The sequence below is a fragment of the Clostridium aciditolerans genome, assembly GCF_016316925.1.
Classification (GTDB): Bacteria; Bacillota; Clostridia; order Clostridiales; family Clostridiaceae; genus Clostridium_AM; species Clostridium_AM aciditolerans.
On record NZ_JAEEGB010000037.1, the window covers coordinates 130,059 to 149,043 of the forward strand.

The following is an 18,985-nucleotide window of genomic DNA, read 5'->3' on the forward strand; positions in this document are numbered from 1 at the left end:
TCTACACCCCTTTTAAATCATTTTTAGATTCAAGATAACTTCTTCTTAGTTGCCCACAAGCAGCATTAATATCAGATCCCATTTCCCTTCTAATAGTAGTTTCTATTCCATGGCTTGATAACATTTCATAAAAATCTTTTACGTTATTTGAAGAAGATTTTTTAAATTCTCTTTCTTTCACCTCATTGACAGGTATTAAGTTCACATGGCATAATATTCCTTTTAAGAGTTGAATCAGTTGAAATCCGCACTCTCTAGTGTCGTTAACTCCGTTAACAAGGGCATACTCAAAAGTTATTCTTCTGTTAGTTTTACTAATATAATATTTACAAGCTTTTATTACTTCATCAATAGAATACTTATATGCTACAGGCATCATTGTCTTTCTCAATTCATCGTTTGGTGCATGAAGAGATATAGCAAGAGTAATTTGCATATTTTTATCTGCCAATTCTATGATTTTAGGCACTATTCCACAGGTGGAGAGAGTTATATGTCTCTGTCCTATATTCAACCCATACTCAGCATTTACAGAATTCAAAAATTCCATTACATTGTCATAGTTGTCTAATGGTTCTCCACTTCCCATAAGTACTATATTTGATATTCTCTCACCTATTTGCTCCTGCGACTTTAACACTTGTGCTAAAATCTCGCCACTGCTTAGGTTTCTAACTATGCCTTCTAATGTTGAAGCACAAAATTTGCATCCCATTCTGCAGCCTATTTGAGTAGAAACACATATAGAATTACCATGTTTATACTTCATTACTACTGACTCAATTATATTCCCATCTTTGTATTTATAAAGAAATTTAAAAGTATCATCAAGCTTTGATTTGTACATATGAACTACTTCAGGTATTTCTATATAAAAGGAATTCTTTAATTTTTCTCTAGTATTTTTAGGAATGTTAGTCATTTGGTCAAAATCCCATATATTTTTATATATCCAGTCAAATATCTGTTTAGCTCTAAATTCACTCTCTTTATTTTCTTTCATCCATTGTTTTAATTTTTCAGGATTAAAATCAAGAATATTATACATATATTACACCTACCTACGTCTTATCATTTTGGCAATGAAAAATCCATCCATATGCTTATCAGGCAGGATAGTCATGTATCCTTCTTTATGATAAATGATATTATCTGACTCTCCATAGTAAAGAGGTTCTAAAGTAAATTCACTATGTCTTTTGATAAACCATCTTATATTTTCTTCATTTTCTTCTTTATTTATAGTACAAGTAGAATAAATAAGCTTTCCTCCTGGCTTAACATACTTACAAGCATTTGTCATAATCTGCCTTTGAATTTCAATGAGTTCTTTCATAGCATTAGTGTTCTTATTCCATTTAATTTCAGGTTTTTTCCTTATTATTCCAAGTCCTGAGCAAGGAACATCTATAAGTACTCTATCTGCTTTCTCTTTATATGTTGTATCATATTTTGTGGCATCTAAAACATTACATTTAATGTTCTTTATTCCAAGTCGCTTAGCATTTTCTTCAATCATTGGCAATTTACTTAAATGAATATCAAAAGCAAATACTTCGCCAATATTGTTCATAATCTCGGCAATATGACATGTTTTACCTCCTGGTGCACTACATAAATCTAAAACAGTCATACCCTCTTCTAGATCCATAGAAGGCGCAACTAACATTGCACTCTCATCTTGAACAGTTATTAATCCATCTTTAAACAATGGATTATCCTCCACATTTCTTCCTTTAGTTATTATAATGGCTTCTAGACATATTTTCCCCTCTTCAATATCGTATCCATTATCTTCTAACAGCTTCCATGCATCTTCATATTCTGTTTTTAAATTGTTAACCCTTACTGTGATTGCAGGAATCATATTCAAACCATTTAGTATTCTTTCTGCATCTTCTGTTCCATACTGACTTATAAATAAATTTACTATCCATTTTGGAAATGAATATTTAAAACTTAGTTGTTCTGTATTGTTTTTTTCATCACAATAGTTTATATCCTTATTCCTTAAGTAATTTCTTAACACACCGTTAACAAGCCTAGAACCTTTAATTGAATTTCTTTTTGCCAGTTCTACTGCCTCATTAACTACAGCGAATTCAGGAATTTTATCTAGATATATCATCTGGTAAAGAGATATTCTAAGAATGTTTAGAATATCTCCATCCATCTTTTCTAAGTCACTCTTTATATAATAATTCAATATAACATCAATAGTATACTTATACTTTAATGTTCCATATACTATTTCCGTAGCTAATGCTCTATCTTTATCATTTAAGTTTGATTTATTTAGTTCTCTGCCTAATACAATATTAGAAAATGCACCTTTTTGCAGCACTTCACCTAATACCTTTACTGCTGTTCTTCTAGCGTTATCCATTATTTTACCTCTACTTCAAATTAATCTATTTAATCATTTCTTCTACTAATAACTATTAATCTCAACAGATTTGCTATAGCTGTTAATGCAGCAGCTACATATGTCATTGCCGCAGCACTTAATACTGATTTAGCCATTGATAGTTCCTCTGAGTACAATATTCCTTTCGCATCTAAAATCTTAAGTGCTCTACTTGATGCATTAAACTCCACTGGCAGCGTTATAATTTGAAAAATAACTACCGCTGAAAACAGGAGTATTCCTATATTCACCAATCCATTTAATCCAAAGACCAAACCTGCAGCAAATAATATCCATGAAATGCTAGAACCAAAGTTTGCTACAGGCACTATAGAATTTCTTATTATTAAAGGTGCATAATTCTTACTGTGTTGAATTGCATGGCCTGTTTCATGTGCAGCAACACCTATAGCTGCTACAGAATTGCCATAAAAAACTTCTTGTGATAATCTCATGACTCTTTTTGTAGGGTCATAGTGATCTGTAAGCTTACCTGGAATCACCTCTACAGGAACATTATATAATCCATTGCTATCTAAAAGAATTCTTGCAACTTGAGCCCCAGTATATCCATTGCGACTTCCATATCTTGAATACTTTTCAAAAGTAGATGAAACCTTAAATTGAGCATAGGCCGCTATAATTAATGCAGGGATTAATATAATAAAGCTGCTATCAAAATACATAATTACTCCTCCATCCTCTACCTAATTTAAACTATTTAAGTATAATGCCGTTCTTTAATTCATGACCCTTTATATATTCTCCTACCTTCATACTCTTTCCACCTGGAAATTGTACTTCTTGAATTAACAATGTACCCTTTCCACAGGCTACCTTTATTCCATCTTTCGAAACATCAATAACGTATCCTGGCTCCTGATTACACTCTTCATTTAATACCATAGCTTTAAAAATTTTCATATTTTGCTTATCATACTGAGTATATGCAATAGGCCAAGGATTTAAACCTCTTATCATATTTTTTATCTCATGGCTACTTAAATTCCAATTAATTTTTGACACATTTTTATCCAGCATACTTGCATATGCTGTAGGTGTTTCTCCTTGTTTTTCTCTAGTTATACTTCCATCAATTAGACCTTTTAGAGTTCTTACAAGTAGTTCGCCTCCGTCTTCCATCATAATATCATGAAGTTCTCCGGCAGTCATATCATCAGTTATTTCAACTTTGCTTTTCAGAAGCATATCTCCAGTGTCTAAGCCTACATCCATAAACATAGTTGTATTTCCACTTTCTTTTTCTCCATTTATTATAGCCCAATGTATTGGTGCTGCCCCTCTGTATTTTGGTAGAAGTGACCCATGAAGATTAATACATCCATACTTTGGTATATCTAGTACTTCTTTTGTAAGTATCTGTCCGTAAGCTACTACTACAATAAAATCCGGTTTCATATCCTTTAATTTTTGTAAAGCCTCTGGGTCATTCTTCAGCTTTTCAGGCTGAAACACAGGTATGTTATTCTCTAATGCCACTTCTTTTACTGGTGACATAGCTAACCTATTTCCTCTCCCTTTTGGCCTATCAGGTTGAGTGAAAACAGCTTTTACACCAAACTCTTCTATAAGTTTTTTAAGCGAAGGTACTGCAAAATCTGGAGTACCCATAAAAACTATATTCATATTCTATTCTCTCCCTTCGCTATCTATAGTTTTATCAACGAATAATATACCGTCTAGATGGTCAATTTCATGACATAATGCTCTAGCAAGCAATCCTTCTCCCTCTACTGTAATCTCCTGACCCTTTTCATTTAAAGCCTTTACCGTTACTCTATTAGGCCTTTCTACCTCTCCTTGTTCACCAGGAACACTCAAACATCCCTCAACATCTAACTGACTTCCTTCTCTAGATATAATTTCAGGATTTATAAGTTTTATTATTCCTTCACCTACATCTACTACTATAATTCTCTTAAGTATTCCAACCTGAGGTGCTGCAAGGCCTACACCTTGAGCTTCATACATTGTTTCTTCCATATCTTTAATTAAAGTTAGAATCCTATCGTTTATAACTTCTACTTTTCTGCTTTTCTTTCTAAGTATTTCATCACCATATTTTCTTATGTTTCTTAAACCCATCTATTTCCCTCCGTAATCTATAATAAATTATTTGGATTTACGTCAATGCTTACCCTTATATCATTATAAACATCTTTCAATAAATCATAAACTACTTTCCTTACATTTTCTCCAAATTCTCTTGTTATTTTACCCTTTAATATAATTTGCCACCTATAAAGCTCTTTTATTTTTGAGATTTGACAGGGACATGGACCTAACATTTTAATTGTATCATTTTTTTCTAACATATTTTTTAAATAAATACCAACATTTTGTATACTTTTTATTAAAATATTCTCATTTCTACTACTCATATTAATAAGTAGTAACTCTGAAAAAGGTGGATAGTCCATAGTATATCTTATATCTATTTCTTCCTTATAGAAATTGTCATAATCACTGCTGCAGGCATATTTAACACTATAATTCTCAGGATTATAGGTCTGAACTACAACCTTACCAGCCTTTTCCCCTCTACCTGCTCTTCCAGATACTTGAGTTATAAGTTGAAATGTTCTTTCAGTAGAACGAAAATCTGGAAGATTTAATGATAAATCTGCAGCAATTACTCCAACCAAAGTTACATTCTTAAAATCAAGACCTTTTGCTACCATTTGTGTACCAATTAGTATATCTGCCTCACCATTTTTAAATGTTTCGTATATCTCTTCGTAGGAATTCTTACCTCTTGTTGTATCAAAGTCCATCCTTAGAGTTCTAGCACTTGGAAATATCTTATTTATTTCCTGCTCTATTTTTTCCGTTCCTATACCGAAATATTTAACATATTTACTTCCGCATTTAGGGCAGGTGTTAGGTATATAGTGCTTACTTCCACAATAATGACATACTAATTTTCTTCCCTCGCTATGATAGGTAAGCGATATGTCACAATTGTTGCATTTAAACACAAAACCACATTTTCTGCATGAAACAAAAGTTGAATGCCCTCTTCTATTTAAAAACAGAATTATTTGTTCTTTTTTAGCTAATCTCTCCTCAATGGCTTTATGCAAACTTTTACTAAAAATAGACTTATTATTGCTTAAGAGCTCTTCTCTCATATCTACAATTTCAACTTCTGGCATAATAGCTCCATCAGCTCTATTTTTTATAGATATTAATTTAAATTTATCTTTCTTACATTTATAATAAGTTTCAATAGATGGTGTAGCTGAACCTAAAACTAATTTACAGTTTTCTATATTACATTTAATTTCGCCTATTTCTCTAGCATTATATTTAGGATTACTATCGGATTTATAACTTCCTTCATGCTCTTCATCTATTACAATGAGTCCTAGATTTTTAAAAGGAAGAAAAATAGCAGATCTAGCTCCTATTGCTACCTTTACTTTTCCCATTTTTACACGAAGCCACTCATCATACCGTTCACCATCAGATAGCTTGCTGTGAAACACACTTATGTTTCCTCCAAATCGTCCCTTAAATCTTTCTACCATTTGAGGTGTAAGGGCAATTTCAGGCACCAAAATTATAGATTCTTTATCTTTTTTAATCATTTCACTTACTAAATGCATATAAATTTCTGTTTTTCCACTACCAGTTACCCCATGTATAAGATATGTTTTACTATCAGATACTAATATTTCATCTACAGCTTTTTGCTGTTCTTCATTTAACACTTTTTTTGAATATATATCGTATTGCCTTGTATTATACCTATTAACTATTTGTTCCTGACTTGTAAGAAATCCATACTTCAACATAGTATTTATTGAGGATAGTGATAGGTTAAATTCTTTACTTAATGAAGTCTTTGTGTACATACCACTATTTTTTTCAATAGTTTTGTATATTCCTATGTATGGCTCTTTTTCGTATTTTCCTTCTAATGCTTTGCCTAAGTATACTAATGTTTCACTCTTATTCTTCATCCCTTTAAAGATACCTGTTGGTATAAAGACCTTTATACATTCTAGATAAGTACAAAGATATTTTTCTCGCATCTCATTTATAATGATTAAATCTTTCTCAGTAAACAGTGGAAACCCTTCACATAGGCATTGAATCTCTTTCATATTTCCTTTGTTGTTACAATCCTCATACAGTCCAACTATAAACCCATCTATTTTTTTATTTCCCATTCCAAAGGGCACCTTCACTCTGAACCCTATACTTAACTTACCAATTAGATTTTCTGGTATTCTATATGTAAAAACCTTATCTACCTGTATAGAAGTATTGTTAACTATAATTCCTGCATACCTATACACTTAATCACCCTTTATTGTTAAGTTTTGTTTAATTTTTTAGTTTCAATAATATACTAAATAAGAGAGGCATTTTCTTACGAAAAATCGCAAGCTTCAGCCCCTCTTTCAAAAATTACTTTTCATTTATTAAATCAAATAATTTCCTTGCTACCTGTCTTTTAGACATTTTTTCTAAAGAAATAGTTCTTCCATCACGGTTAAGTATTGTTACCTTATTATTGTCTGAAGCAAACCCCGTGTCTGAGGCTGTAATATCATTTGCTACAATGTAATCAAGATTTTTATTTTTTAGCTTTTTTTCAGCATTTTGCAATAAATCATTACTTTCAGCTGCAAATCCTACAAGTACTTGATGCTTTTTTAATTCTCCTAACTTTTTAAGTATATCACTATCTTTTGTTAGGGTTAGCTCAAATTCATCTGCAGCTTTCTTTATCTTTTTATCAGAATACTGCTTAGGTTTATAATCAGCAACTGCAGCAGCTTTAATTATGATATCTTGGTCATTAAAGTTTTCCAATACATTGTCAAGCATCTCTGCATTAGTTTTTACATTAATTAATTTAACTCCAAAAGGAGCTTTAAGAGATGTTGCCCCTGATACTAAAGTTACATCTGCACCTCTATCTCTTGCTTCTTCTGCTATAGCATATCCCATTTTCCCTGAAGATCTATTGGTTATATATCTGACAGGATCAATGCTTGCTATAGTTGGACCTGCAGTTACTAGAACTTTTTTGCCTGACAAATCCTTTTTATCATAAAGCATACTATCAATATATTCTGCTATTATTTCTGTATCAACTAGCTTACCTTCACCTTCATCTCCACAAGCTAATCTTCCACTAGTAGGTTTAATAAACTTATAACCATAGTTTTGAAGTTTGCTTATGTTGTCCTGTACAATAGGGTTGCTATACATATTCGTATTCATTGCAGCAGCAAAAATTACAGGTGCTTTAGTTGCCATAATGGTAGTTGATAAAAGATCATCTGCTATACCATTCGCAACCTTACCTATAATATTTGCTGTAGCAGGAATTACTGCAATCAAATCAGCTTTCTTTGCAAGAGATATGTGCTGAATTTCCCATGCTCTTGGCTCGGAAAACATATCATAGTTTACGATGTTTTGGCTTAAAGTTTGAAAGCTTAATGGGCTTACAAACTTTGTAGCTGAATCAGTCATTATCACATGTACTTCGTAATTTTTCTTTTTTAATTTACTCACTACATCCAATGCCTTATATACAGCGATGCCCCCCGTTACTCCTATAACCACCGTTTTTTTATCTTGAGCCATTATTTTATACCTTCTCTAATTGTCTCGTATGTTATTGCTCCTTGGTTTATTTCATTAATTGATATAGTAACAGGTTTTGTTGAATTAGTTCTTACTAAAGGTTCCTCACCTTGAATTAACTGTCTTGCTCTTTTAGCTGTCATAGTAACTAATGTGTATCTATTATCAACCTTTTTTAATAATTCCACTATTGATGGATTAATCATAGAGTTGTTCATGAATAATTCCCTCCTTTGAGTCTAATATCTTGTCTTTAACTCTATCAACTCTGCATCTTTCAGCAACAATTATGCTATGTATTTTTTTTACTGCCTCTTCAACAGTATCATTAACAACGGCATAATTGTATTTAGAAACGTAATTTATTTCTTTATATGCAGATTTAAATCTAGTCATAAGAGATTCAGGTGTTTCAGATGCCCTATTTATTATTCTGTTCTTAAGTTCTTCCATTGAAGGAGGAAGTATAAATATAAATACTCCTTCTGGATAGCTTTCTTTTACTTTTAAAGCTCCTTGAATATCTATTTCTAATATTACATCTCTACCATTTTCAATAGCTTTTAAAGCATTTGACTTCGGTGTTCCATAATAATTGCCATAAACTTCAGCATATTCTAAAAAATCATCGTAATCTATTCTTTTCTTAAATTCCTCTTTAGTTAAAAAGTAATAATTGGCACCATCTACTTCTCCCGCTCTAGGCTGTCTTGTAGTAGCTGAAACTGAAATCCAAAAATCATTTTCTTCCAGTAAAGCCTTACAAATGGTGCCCTTACCAGCGCCAGAAGGGCCGGATATTACGATTAAAAGTCCTTTCATTATTCATCAACCTCATTAGCTTCTTCTTCTTCTTTAGAGGATAATCTGTGTGCCACTGTTTCTGGCTGTACTGCTGAAAGTATAACATGATCACTATCTGTAATTATTACAGCTCTTGTTCTTCTTCCATAAGTAGCATCTATAAGCATCCCTCTATCTCTAGCTTCTTGAATTATTCTTTTAATTGGAGCAGATTCTGGGCTAACTATAGCAACTAATCTATTTGCTGACACAATATTACCAAAGCCTATGTTTATTAATTTTATACTCATACATTTCCTCCTAATTGTTATTCAATGTTTTGAATTTGTTCTCTAATTTTTTCTATCTCATTTTTTATATTTAAAACAGAGTTAGTTATTTCTAAATCATTTGCCTTTGAACCAATAGTGTTGGTTTCCCTGTTCATTTCTTGTAATATAAAATCAAGTTTTCTTCCTATAGGTTCATCTAAATTAAAAGTCTCTCTTAGTTGTACTAAATGACTATTTAGTCTAACAATTTCTTCATCAATGCATGCTTTATCACCAAATATAGCAACTTCCATAGCTATTCTGTTTTCATCTACTTGGTAATCTTGAAGCAATTCCTTTAGTCTCTCGTTAAGCTTTTCTTTATATTCACATACTACAAAGGGAGACCTTTTCTCTATTTTATCCAAAGATTGCTTAATATAGTCACACTTTGATAGTATATCTTTTTTAAGTTTCAATCCTTCTTTTTCTCTCATTTCTACTAATAAATTTATAGCTTCTTTAAGAGGATTAGAAAGAATTCCCCATATACTTTCCATATCTTCTTCTTCCTGCTTTAATATTATTACATCTGGGAATTTAGCAATAAGAGATATAGATAGTCCTTCCTTTATGTCATACTTATCTTTTATTTTTTTTAAACACTCAACATAACTATCAGCTAAATTTTCATCAAGAACTGCTTTTACACCAAGCTTTTCCTGTTTGTTTTGAGTAATAAAAACGTCAACTTTTCCTCTGCTTATTTTCTCTAAAACTGTCTTTCTAATTCTATCTTCAAAGGATAGAAAACTTTTAGGCATTTTTATATTTAAATCACAATATCTATGATTTACGCTTTTTATTTCTACTACAAAGCTGCGCCCATCTTGTTCTACACTTCCCCTTCCAAAGCCGGTCATACTTTTTATCATTATATTTCATCCTTCCGTCTTTCCTTGCTAATTCATACTAATTATACATAAATATTAATAATAATTGCAAGATAAATTTATATTTCATCAAATTTCATATATATTATTATTAAATTTAGCAAATTATGTAGTTTAACTCCCCTATTTATTAAAAAAGATTATATCACAAAATATTTTCTATATATAAATATATGCTTATATATTATACAATCCCTTTTCAAAAATTTCTTTAATCTCTTCTTTATTACTTGTCATTCCTAGCGCAAGCATTAACTTAATTCTAGCCTTTTGGCCTGGAAGGTTATCTCCAAATATTACTCCAAGATTTCTTAATTCTTTTCCTCCACCATTATATCCATAAGTGTCTAAAACTCTTCCTTCAAAACATCTTGAAACTAATACCACTATTATTCCTTTATTCAAAGCCCTTTTGATTCCATCTACCATCTTAGGTGGTATGTTACCTCTTCCCATTCCTTCAATTATAATACCTTTATCTCCCTGGTCAATGCAAAAATCTATAAATCTTGAGTCCATTCCTGAAACACACTTTATAAGACTTACCTTAGCTTCAACTATATTAGTATCTATATGGTGTCTTGTTAGATTATCTCTATAAAAAATAACCTGATTGTTATCCACTATTCCTAAAGGTCCAAAACCTGGGCTTTTAAAAGCACTTAAACTCATAGAATTAGCCTTAGTTACCTCTGAGGCTGAATTCAGCTCTCCATTCATACATACTAAGACTCCTTTTCCACGAGCTTCTTCTGAAATAGCAGTACATGTCGCTGCTGATAAATTTGCTGGACCATCATATCCAAGCTCTGAACTACTTCTCATAGCACCTGTAACTACAACCGGTTTATCATTTTGTATTGTTAAATCTAGAAGATACGCCGTTTCCTCTAATGAATCTGTGCCATGAGTTACTACTACACCATCTATATCTTCTCTATCTAATAAATCCTTTACATATTTTGATAATTTCATCATATCATTAGGAGTTACAAATGGACTTGGTACATTAGAAAAATTATATGACTCTATATATGCATAATTTTCAATACCTGTTACCATAGCAACTATCTCTTCACCACTAAGGCTTGGTACTGCTGCTTGAACTCTCGGATCTACCTTCATTGATATCGTCCCACCATTAAAAACTATAGCAACTTTTTTCATGAAAAATTCCTCCTTTTAGTCAGAACACTGAGTAGTTTAACCTACTCGCTTCCGCTCGCAAACTACTCGTTAAAGTCCATTTAGGACTTTAACCTCCTTAAAATCTCTTACCTTTCTATTATAATCTAATGATGATCATTTTTCATGATTTTTATTATAATTTATTAATTTTGTTCAGATTTACTCTATTAATTGATATAATATTAATTCTACAATATTAATTTTCTTATAAATAGAAAATATATAAAAATTTTTTAATAAAGTGGATATTATATAGTATGCATTTTAGTCATATTTTTATCTTATATAGAAGTACTAGGCCGAAAGTTGACTTCTCCATATAGTGTTTCAAACTAAAAAATTGATTTACACAAAGAATAATAAACTAACATCTATAAAGCCTGTGAACTTTAAAGTTCACAGGCTTTATACATTATATTTAAATTATAATATAATACAGATTAAGCCTCCATTACCTTCGTTAATTATCTTTTGAAGAGTTCTCTGTATTTTTACCTGTACATCCTCAGGCATCTTGTATAACTTATTTTGCAACCCTTCTTTAACAAGTATCTCCAAAGATTTACCAAACATGTTACTCTGCCATATTTTAGAAGGATCATTTTCAAACTGTTCTAGTAGAGACTTAACCATCTCTTCACTTTCTCTTTCCGTTCCCATTATAGGTGAAACTTCAGTTTCTATATCTGCCCTTATAAAATGAAGAGAAGGAGCACTAGCTTTTAATTTTATACCTGTTCTATTTCCTTGCTTTACTATTTCAGGCTCTTCTAGTTTCATTTCAGTAAGCTGAGGTGCTACTAAGCCATACCCAGTCTCTCTTACATCCCTTAAAGCTTCTGCTACCTTATCGTATTCAACTTTTGCTCTATGCATTTGTTTAACTGCCTCAAGTAAATCACTTTCTCCACCTAGTTCACTTCCACAAACTTCACTTAATATTCTATAGAACATATCTTCTTTTGGTTTTAAATTTATCCTTGCAGTACCTTCACCCATATTAATTTCCTTAATATTAGACACACCTAAGAATTCAACATCAACAAATCCTTCTAATGATTTACTTATATCTCTAACTTTAAATATGTTTTTACACATATCTTTTACTAAATCTATAAAGTCTATCTTTAGCCAGTGTGACGCTTCTAGCCTTTCTATCCACTCAGGCATATCAATATTTATTTCTTTTATAGGGAATTCTTTAAGTACTCTCTGGAACACATTGGTTATATCATCCTCTTTCATATTAAGTACGTCCATCGTTTGAACGGGAACATCATATTTCTCCTCAAGTTCTCTTTTTAGATTCATAGTTTCTGGATTATAAGGCTGTCCAGAGTTTAGTACTATTATAAAAGGTTTGTTGATTGCTTTTAACTCATTTACAACTCTTTCTTCAGCCTCCACATATTCTTCTCTACTTATGTCAGTAATTGAACCATCTGTAGTTACTACTAAACCTATTGTTGAATGTTCATTTATAACCTTCTTTGTCCCAATTTCTGCCGCTTCTTCAAAAGGTATTTCATAGTCATACCAAGGTGTAGTTACCATTTTAGCGTTTTCGCCTTCCATATAGCCTAATGCATCTTTAACAATGTAACCTACACAATCTACCATTCTTACCTTAAATTTAGTATTCTCATTCAGACTTATTTCTATAGCTTCATTAGGTACAAATTTAGGCTCTGTTGTATGAATAGATTTCCCTGATGCACTTTGTGGTAGCTCATCTTTTGCTCTTTGTTTCTTATAGTTATTTTCAATATTAGGTATTACCATAAGCTCCATAAATCTCTTTATAAAAGTAGACTTTCCCGTTCTTACAGGACCTACCACCCCAACATAAATGTCACCTTGAGTTCTTTCTGCAATATCTTTGTATATATCAAAGTTCTCCAAAATATTCCCCCCAGTAATCTAATATTAACAGTATATATATATTTGATATTGACAGACAATATTACTAAAATAAAATAAAAATTTAAAAGAACCTTTGATAACACTCTTAGAGTGATTAATCAAAGATTCTTTATCATTAGTATACTTCGTATTTTTTATCTCTTGTCATAAGCTCATGGACTCCATACTTTGGATCTTTACCTTCAAATAATACTTTATACAAAGCATCAGTAATAGGCATTGAAACTTTCAATTTTTCTTTTAACTCATAAAAAGCTTTACAAGCTTTTATACCTTCTACTACCATTCCAATTTCTTCTGTGGCCTCCATAGCAGTGGCCCCTCTACCAATTAATATTCCTGCTCTCCTATTTCTACTATGCATACTAGTACAAGTAACAATTAAGTCTCCCATACCAGTAAGTCCGGCGAAGGTCTCTTTATTGCCACCGAGTTTTGTCCCTATTCTTATTATTTCACTCATTCCTCTTGTCATAAGAGCAGCCTTTGTGTTATCTCCATATCCAATACCATCTGACACTCCAGCAGCAAGAGCAATAATATTTTTAACTGCCCCTCCTATTTCTACTCCTGTTATGTCTTCGTTAGCATAAATTCTGAATTTATTTGTCATAAATAAATCCTGAACTTTTTCCGCATATTCCATATTCTCTGAAGTTACTACAACAGTAGTTGGTATATCCTGCGCAACTTCTTCTGCGTGACTTGGACCTGATAGAATAACTATGGGGTTTTTAGGCAATTCTTCTTTAATAACTTGCGAAAGTCTTTTTTCACTTTCTTCTTCTATTCCTTTGGCTATGCTTACTATTATCTGATTGTTTGTTATAAACTTTTCAGCCTGCCTACACACCTCTCTTATGGCATGTGATGGAACAGACAGCACAATATAATCGCTGTCTGTAATGGCATCACCCATATTTTCAAAGGCCTCTACTCCAAAAGGAATTACTGTACCGTGTAAATATTTTATATTTTCTCTTTTTACATTAATATCATTTATTACGTCTTTTTTTCTATCCCAAATTTTAACCTGAATTCCTTTCTTAGCGAGCATCACAGCTAGAGCTGTTCCAAAGCTCCCCCCACCTAAAAAAGTAACTCCTGAACCCATAACTATTCCTTCCTTTCTCTAAACTCCAACTTTATACCTGTTCCTGTAAACTCAAAGTTTTGTCTTAATTGATTTTCTAAATATCTTTCATAAGAAAAATGAATACAAGATTGATCATTTACAAAGAACACAAAAGTAGGCGGTTTTACACCAGTCTGAGTCACATAGTAAATTTTAAGTCTTTTAGTTCCCATAATCGGTGGTTCTTTCATCATTACCGCTTTGCTTATTACATCATTTAACACACCTGTTTTTATTCTTTTTGTATAGCTTTCATAACATTCTTTAACAGTTTCAAGTACCTTATGTACTCTCTGACCTGTAAGTGCAGATATAAATAAATATGTTGCATAAGGCATAAAAGATAGGTTTGTTTTAATCATATTTTTAAATTCGTTCATTGTATTAGTATCTTTTTCTACAAGATCCCATTTGTTCACAATTACCATTATAGCCTTACTCATCTCATGTGCATATCCGATAATTTTCTCATCCTGCTCAGTTATACCTTCAGTAGCATCAAGCATTAAAATACATACATCCGCTCTTTCAATAGCTGTATAAGTTCTTATAACACTATATCTTTCTATTTCTTCTTTAACCTTGCTTTTTCTTCTAAGACCAGCTGTATCTACAAGTATAAACTTTCCTTCTTCTGTTTCTAGGTAACTATCAATAGCATCTCTAGTAGTTCCAGGGATATCACTTACAATAACTCTTTCTTCTCCTAAAAGTTTATTTATAAGTGATGATTTCCCAACATTAGGCTTTCCTACAAAAGCTATTCTTACATATTCATCTTCTTCCTCTTCCAGTGAAGCCTCATCAAAATTCTCAACTACTCTATCCAGCATATCACCAAGCCCTAATCCTTGTGATGCAGATATAGTTATTGGTTCTCCTATTCCTAGATTATAAAATTCATATGCATTATCTTCTTCTTTTAGACTATCTACTTTATTTACAACAAGTACTATTGGTTTTTTACTTTTTCTCAGCATTTGTGCTACTTCTCTATCTGCCGCTGTAAGCCCTTCCTTACCATCTACTATAAACACTATTACATCTGCAGTTTCTATAGCTATTTGTGCTTGCCTGCGCATTTGTGATATTATAATATCGCTGCTTTCTGGCTCTATACCACCAGTATCGATAATTGTAAAGCTATGTCTAAGCCATTCAGCTTGAGCATATACTCTATCCCTTGTTACCCCCGGAGTATCCTCTACTATAGATATTCTATGACCTGCCAATTTATTAAATAATGTAGATTTTCCTACATTAGGCCTTCCTACTATTGCTACTATTGGTTTTCCCATTTTTTATACCTCCTCATGGTGTTTATTTATTATGCTTATTAAATCTTCTCCAGTATAATCACATACTAATATTTCTCTATTTAAAGCTTTTCCTAAACCTTCGACAGTAATGTCATCTAAAAATATTTTTTCTGTATCTGCGGCTAATTCATATCCTTTTCTCAGCATGCAATCTGGAATTATAATATGTTTTCCTATCTCTTTATTTTTCAATTGTTCAATTATATCACTACCTGTTATAAGTCCTGCCACAGTTATAGTTTCACCAAAAAAATTATTAATTATCTTTATAACATCTATTTTTATCTTAGAATTAGCTTTCATTATAATATCTGCAGCATTTACAATTTCATTGTAGGCAAGTTCTCCTGTTACCATTGTAAATGATCCTTTTATGTTTTCTTTTAAATCTGAAACAGAATCTTTAATATTGTTTCTGAAAAGTCTTATTACTCCTACACCATCTTCTAGCTGCTTAAAGCCATTATAAAAATCTGTAGATGGAATTTCTCCTTGTGCTACAACATAAAACTCATCAGACATTCTTACAAAAGGGCTTCCTATTTCTTTTATATATTTTTGCTGCAGTTTTGCTACTATATCTAATTGTCTTTCAGCAGTTTCTTTACTATATAAATCTAGCTTATGCAGTCCCTCTCTAAATTTGGTTACACCAACAGGTACTACAGCTAAATTTTCTACAGTAGGATATAATTTGTATAAATCTTCAATAGTTTTTTCTAATTCAATTCCGTCATTTATTCCTGGACATAAAACAATTTGACAATTTATTTCTATGCCTGCACTAGTCATTCTCTTTAGTCTGTCATATACATTTCCAGCAAATCTATTATTAAGCATCTTAATTCTAAGTTCTGGATTAGTAGTGTGAACTGAAACATTTATAGGACTTATTCTATATTTTATTATCCTATCAATATCATCTTCACTCATATTAGTCAGAGTTACAAAATTTCCTTGAAGAAATGCAAGTCTTGAATCATCATCCTTAAAATAAAGTGTCTCCCTCATACCTTTAGGCAGCTGATCGATAAAGCAGAAAATACATTTATTATGACAACTCTGTGGCTTATCTAATATAGCATCTTTAAATTGTACACCTAAGTCTTCATCATATTCTTTTTCTATTTCAAGTTCCCAAATTTCCCCATTCTTCTTTTGTATTTCAACTGTAACATATTCATCACAAATTAAATATTTATAATCAATAATATCTTTAACTGGCTCACCATTGATACTTATCAAACAGTCTCCAATTTCTATTTCCATCTCTTCAGCAATACTTCCCGGCTTTATTACTGCAATTTCATTTTTCATATATTCAACCCCTTTAATAATAAGCAGTAACCAGTGGACAAATTTTAGCTGTTAATTGTCGACTGATGTTATATTACATTTAGTAATATTACCTTAATATGCTTATTTAGTCAATGCATAATAAAAAACCCTTCTAAGAAACAGAAGAGTTTTTGTTATAAATTATATTAAATTTAAAATAAGAAAAGTTGCACCTGCTACTAATCCTGATATTGGTATTGTGAGAACCCATGCCGTTACGATTTCTCTAGCAACAGCCCATCTTACCGCTGAAAGTCTTTTCGATGCACCAACTCCCATTATTGAACCAGTAATTATGTGAGTTGTACTTACTGGCGCATTAAACATTGTTGCACTGAAAATTACTGCTGATGCTCCCATTTCCGCCGTAAATCCATTAACTGGAGCAATCTTAGCCATCCTTGATCCCATTGTCTTAATTATCTTCTTTCCGCCAAGGCTTGTTCCTAATGCCATAGCCAAAGCGCAAGAAAACTTAACCCAATTCGGCACAGCAAATTCAGGTATCATTCCAGCACTAACAAGTGCCATTGTAATAATACCCATAGATTTTTGAGCATCATTCCCACCATGATTTAAAGCTATAGTCATAGCTGAAAGTATTTGAGCTTTTGAGAAAATTTTTGAAACCGTTGCTGGCCTTGTATTTCTTAACATAAAATTTATAATGTTCATAAGTACAAATCCTATAAAGAAACCTATTACCGGTGATAATACAAGCCATAATATAACCTTTGTAAACAAGCTACTCCAATTAACAACAGCAACTGAATGATTTGCTACTATAGCTGAACCAACTAATCCTCCAATAAGTGCATGCGAGGAGCTACTTGGAATTCCAAAATACCATGTGATTAAGTTCCATATTATTGCTCCGAGTAGCGCTGCTATTATAAGTTTCAAAGTTATATGGTCAGCATGTACAATTCCACTTCCTATAGTTTTAGCAACCTTTACATTCATGAATGCACCTACAAAGTTCATTACTGCAGACATGATTACAGCTTGCTTTAATGTTAATACTCTAGTTGATACAGAACATGCTATAGCGTTAGCACTGTCGTGAAAACCATTAATAAAATCAAAAGCCAATGCTACTACAACTATAACAGCAGTTACAATAATAGTACTACTAAGCATTTTTCATTACTACTCCTTCTACAACATTAGCCACATCTTCGCATGCATCTAATGTATCTTCAAGATACTGGTAGATTTCTCTCCATTTAATTATTTCAATAACTTCAGTATTACTTCTAAATAAATCTCTAATTGCTTTTCTTGATACTCTGTCGCCTTCTTCTTCTATTCTATTAATTTCTATGATGTTATTACGCAATTTTTTACTAGTTTTCATGTTTTTAAGTTCTTCCATTAAATTTATTAACTCTTCACAACTACTTACTATCATTCTACTTAACATCTCTGCTTCTTCTGTGCAGTTATTTACATTAAGCATTACGAATCTGCTAGCTGTAGCTTCTATAAGGTCAATAACGTCATCCATGTCTTTTGCTATAAGGTAGATATCTTCCCTATCAAAAGGCGTTATGAATGTTTTATTTAACTGTTGAAGTATTTCATGCTGTTTTTTGTCTCCTTCATGCTCAATTTCTTTGAGCTTCTTATGATTTTCTTCTGAATTATCTAGATCTTGTATAAATTCCACTAGCATATTAGAAGCTTTTTGTGCAATTTTTGCAATCTCGATAAAATAATCATAGAATTTGTCTTCTTTTGGAGTTAAGCTGAACATTTTATCCCTCCTAATGTTGAAACTATATATTCGACCTTATAAAGTATAACATAAAATTAACTAAAGTAAAATATGAAATTAACATTTGTTAATAATGTAAACGTTATATATTGCAAAATATAATAGAACATTTGATATTATAACATTATTTTACACATTATCACACAAAATATAACAATATTAGACTGATTATTGTTTTCTTATAACAAATACATTATTGTTCTACATAATTATTAAAAATAATAAAAGAGCCAGCTGCCTTAATGATATGCTCCCCTTGTGG

At 31.7% G+C, this 18,985-nt stretch carries 18 protein-coding genes; all 18 read right to left on the reverse strand.

Going from position 1 to position 18,985, the window contains the following annotated elements:
• Position 1: 1 nt before the first annotated feature.
• The 18 genes from rlmN to I6U51_RS20555 all read right to left on the reverse strand — a co-directional run bounded on the left by rlmN (position 2) and on the right by I6U51_RS20555 (position 18,702).
• Positions 2 to 1,048: a dual-specificity RNA methyltransferase RlmN gene (rlmN, locus tag I6U51_RS20470; protein ID WP_211144417.1), complete on the reverse strand. Its 1,047-nt coding sequence runs from the start codon at positions 1,046 to 1,048 to the stop codon at positions 2 to 4.
• A gap of 9 nt (positions 1,049 to 1,057) precedes the next feature.
• The gene (gene rsmB, locus I6U51_RS20475) at positions 1,058 to 2,386 is read right to left on the reverse strand and encodes a 16S rRNA (cytosine(967)-C(5))-methyltransferase RsmB (RefSeq protein ID WP_211144418.1); all 1,329 of its coding nucleotides are present in this window, start codon (positions 2,384 to 2,386) and stop codon (positions 1,058 to 1,060) included.
• A gap of 29 nt (positions 2,387 to 2,415) precedes the next feature.
• Complete coding sequence (locus tag I6U51_RS20480; protein ID WP_211144419.1) at positions 2,416 to 3,093, reverse strand: zinc metallopeptidase; 678 nt, start codon at positions 3,091 to 3,093, stop codon at positions 2,416 to 2,418.
• Positions 3,094 to 3,124: 31 nt separating this feature from the next.
• Complete coding sequence (fmt, locus tag I6U51_RS20485) at positions 3,125 to 4,054, reverse strand: methionyl-tRNA formyltransferase (protein WP_211144420.1); 930 nt, start codon at positions 4,052 to 4,054, stop codon at positions 3,125 to 3,127.
• 3 nt (positions 4,055 to 4,057) lie between these two features.
• Positions 4,058 to 4,513, reverse strand: a complete 456-nt coding sequence (gene def / locus I6U51_RS20490; RefSeq protein ID WP_211144421.1) for a peptide deformylase — start codon at positions 4,511 to 4,513, stop codon at positions 4,058 to 4,060.
• A gap of 17 nt (positions 4,514 to 4,530) precedes the next feature.
• Complete coding sequence (priA, locus tag I6U51_RS20495; RefSeq protein ID WP_211144422.1) at positions 4,531 to 6,732, reverse strand: primosomal protein N'; 2,202 nt, start codon at positions 6,730 to 6,732, stop codon at positions 4,531 to 4,533.
• Positions 6,733 to 6,844: 112 nt separating this feature from the next.
• Positions 6,845 to 8,035, reverse strand: a complete 1,191-nt coding sequence (gene coaBC / locus I6U51_RS20500) for a bifunctional phosphopantothenoylcysteine decarboxylase/phosphopantothenate--cysteine ligase CoaBC (RefSeq protein ID WP_211144423.1) — start codon at positions 8,033 to 8,035, stop codon at positions 6,845 to 6,847.
• Positions 8,035 to 8,253, reverse strand: a complete 219-nt coding sequence (rpoZ, locus tag I6U51_RS20505) for a DNA-directed RNA polymerase subunit omega (protein WP_211144424.1) — start codon at positions 8,251 to 8,253, stop codon at positions 8,035 to 8,037. Before rpoZ ends, coaBC begins: the two co-directional genes overlap by 1 nt.
• A complete protein-coding gene (gmk, locus tag I6U51_RS20510; RefSeq protein ID WP_211144425.1) occupies positions 8,234 to 8,857 on the reverse strand; it encodes a guanylate kinase in 624 nt (207 codons plus the stop codon). Before gmk ends, rpoZ begins: the two co-directional genes overlap by 20 nt.
• Positions 8,857 to 9,129, reverse strand: coding sequence for an extracellular matrix/biofilm regulator RemA (remA, locus tag I6U51_RS20515; RefSeq protein ID WP_178908399.1), 273 nt, complete (start codon positions 9,127 to 9,129; stop codon positions 8,857 to 8,859). The genes gmk and remA overlap by 1 nt, the downstream gene beginning before the upstream one ends.
• A gap of 17 nt (positions 9,130 to 9,146) precedes the next feature.
• Positions 9,147 to 10,025: a YicC/YloC family endoribonuclease gene (locus I6U51_RS20520; RefSeq protein ID WP_211144426.1), complete on the reverse strand. Its 879-nt coding sequence runs from the start codon at positions 10,023 to 10,025 to the stop codon at positions 9,147 to 9,149.
• A 195-nt stretch (positions 10,026 to 10,220) separates the two neighbouring features.
• Positions 10,221 to 11,210, reverse strand: coding sequence for an asparaginase (locus I6U51_RS20525; RefSeq protein ID WP_211144427.1), 990 nt, complete (start codon positions 11,208 to 11,210; stop codon positions 10,221 to 10,223).
• A 444-nt stretch (positions 11,211 to 11,654) separates the two neighbouring features.
• Positions 11,655 to 13,133, reverse strand: a complete 1,479-nt coding sequence (spoIVA, locus tag I6U51_RS20530) for a stage IV sporulation protein A (protein ID WP_211144428.1) — start codon at positions 13,131 to 13,133, stop codon at positions 11,655 to 11,657.
• A gap of 136 nt (positions 13,134 to 13,269) precedes the next feature.
• Positions 13,270 to 14,268: an NAD(P)H-dependent glycerol-3-phosphate dehydrogenase gene (locus tag I6U51_RS20535; RefSeq protein ID WP_211144429.1), complete on the reverse strand. Its 999-nt coding sequence runs from the start codon at positions 14,266 to 14,268 to the stop codon at positions 13,270 to 13,272.
• 2 nt (positions 14,269 to 14,270) lie between these two features.
• Complete coding sequence (gene der, locus I6U51_RS20540; RefSeq protein WP_211144430.1) at positions 14,271 to 15,587, reverse strand: ribosome biogenesis GTPase Der; 1,317 nt, start codon at positions 15,585 to 15,587, stop codon at positions 14,271 to 14,273.
• A gap of 3 nt (positions 15,588 to 15,590) precedes the next feature.
• Entirely contained in the window at positions 15,591 to 16,925 is a 1,335-nt protein-coding gene (locus I6U51_RS20545) for a DUF512 domain-containing protein (RefSeq protein WP_211144431.1), read from the reverse strand.
• Positions 16,926 to 17,087: 162 nt separating this feature from the next.
• The gene (locus I6U51_RS20550; RefSeq protein WP_211144432.1) at positions 17,088 to 18,086 is read right to left on the reverse strand and encodes an inorganic phosphate transporter; all 999 of its coding nucleotides are present in this window, start codon (positions 18,084 to 18,086) and stop codon (positions 17,088 to 17,090) included.
• On the reverse strand, positions 18,079 to 18,702 hold the full coding sequence (locus I6U51_RS20555; protein ID WP_211144433.1) for a DUF47 domain-containing protein: 624 nt from the start codon (positions 18,700 to 18,702) through the stop codon (positions 18,079 to 18,081). The genes I6U51_RS20550 and I6U51_RS20555 overlap by 8 nt, the downstream gene beginning before the upstream one ends.
• Between the last annotated feature and the right edge of the window lie 283 nt (positions 18,703 to 18,985).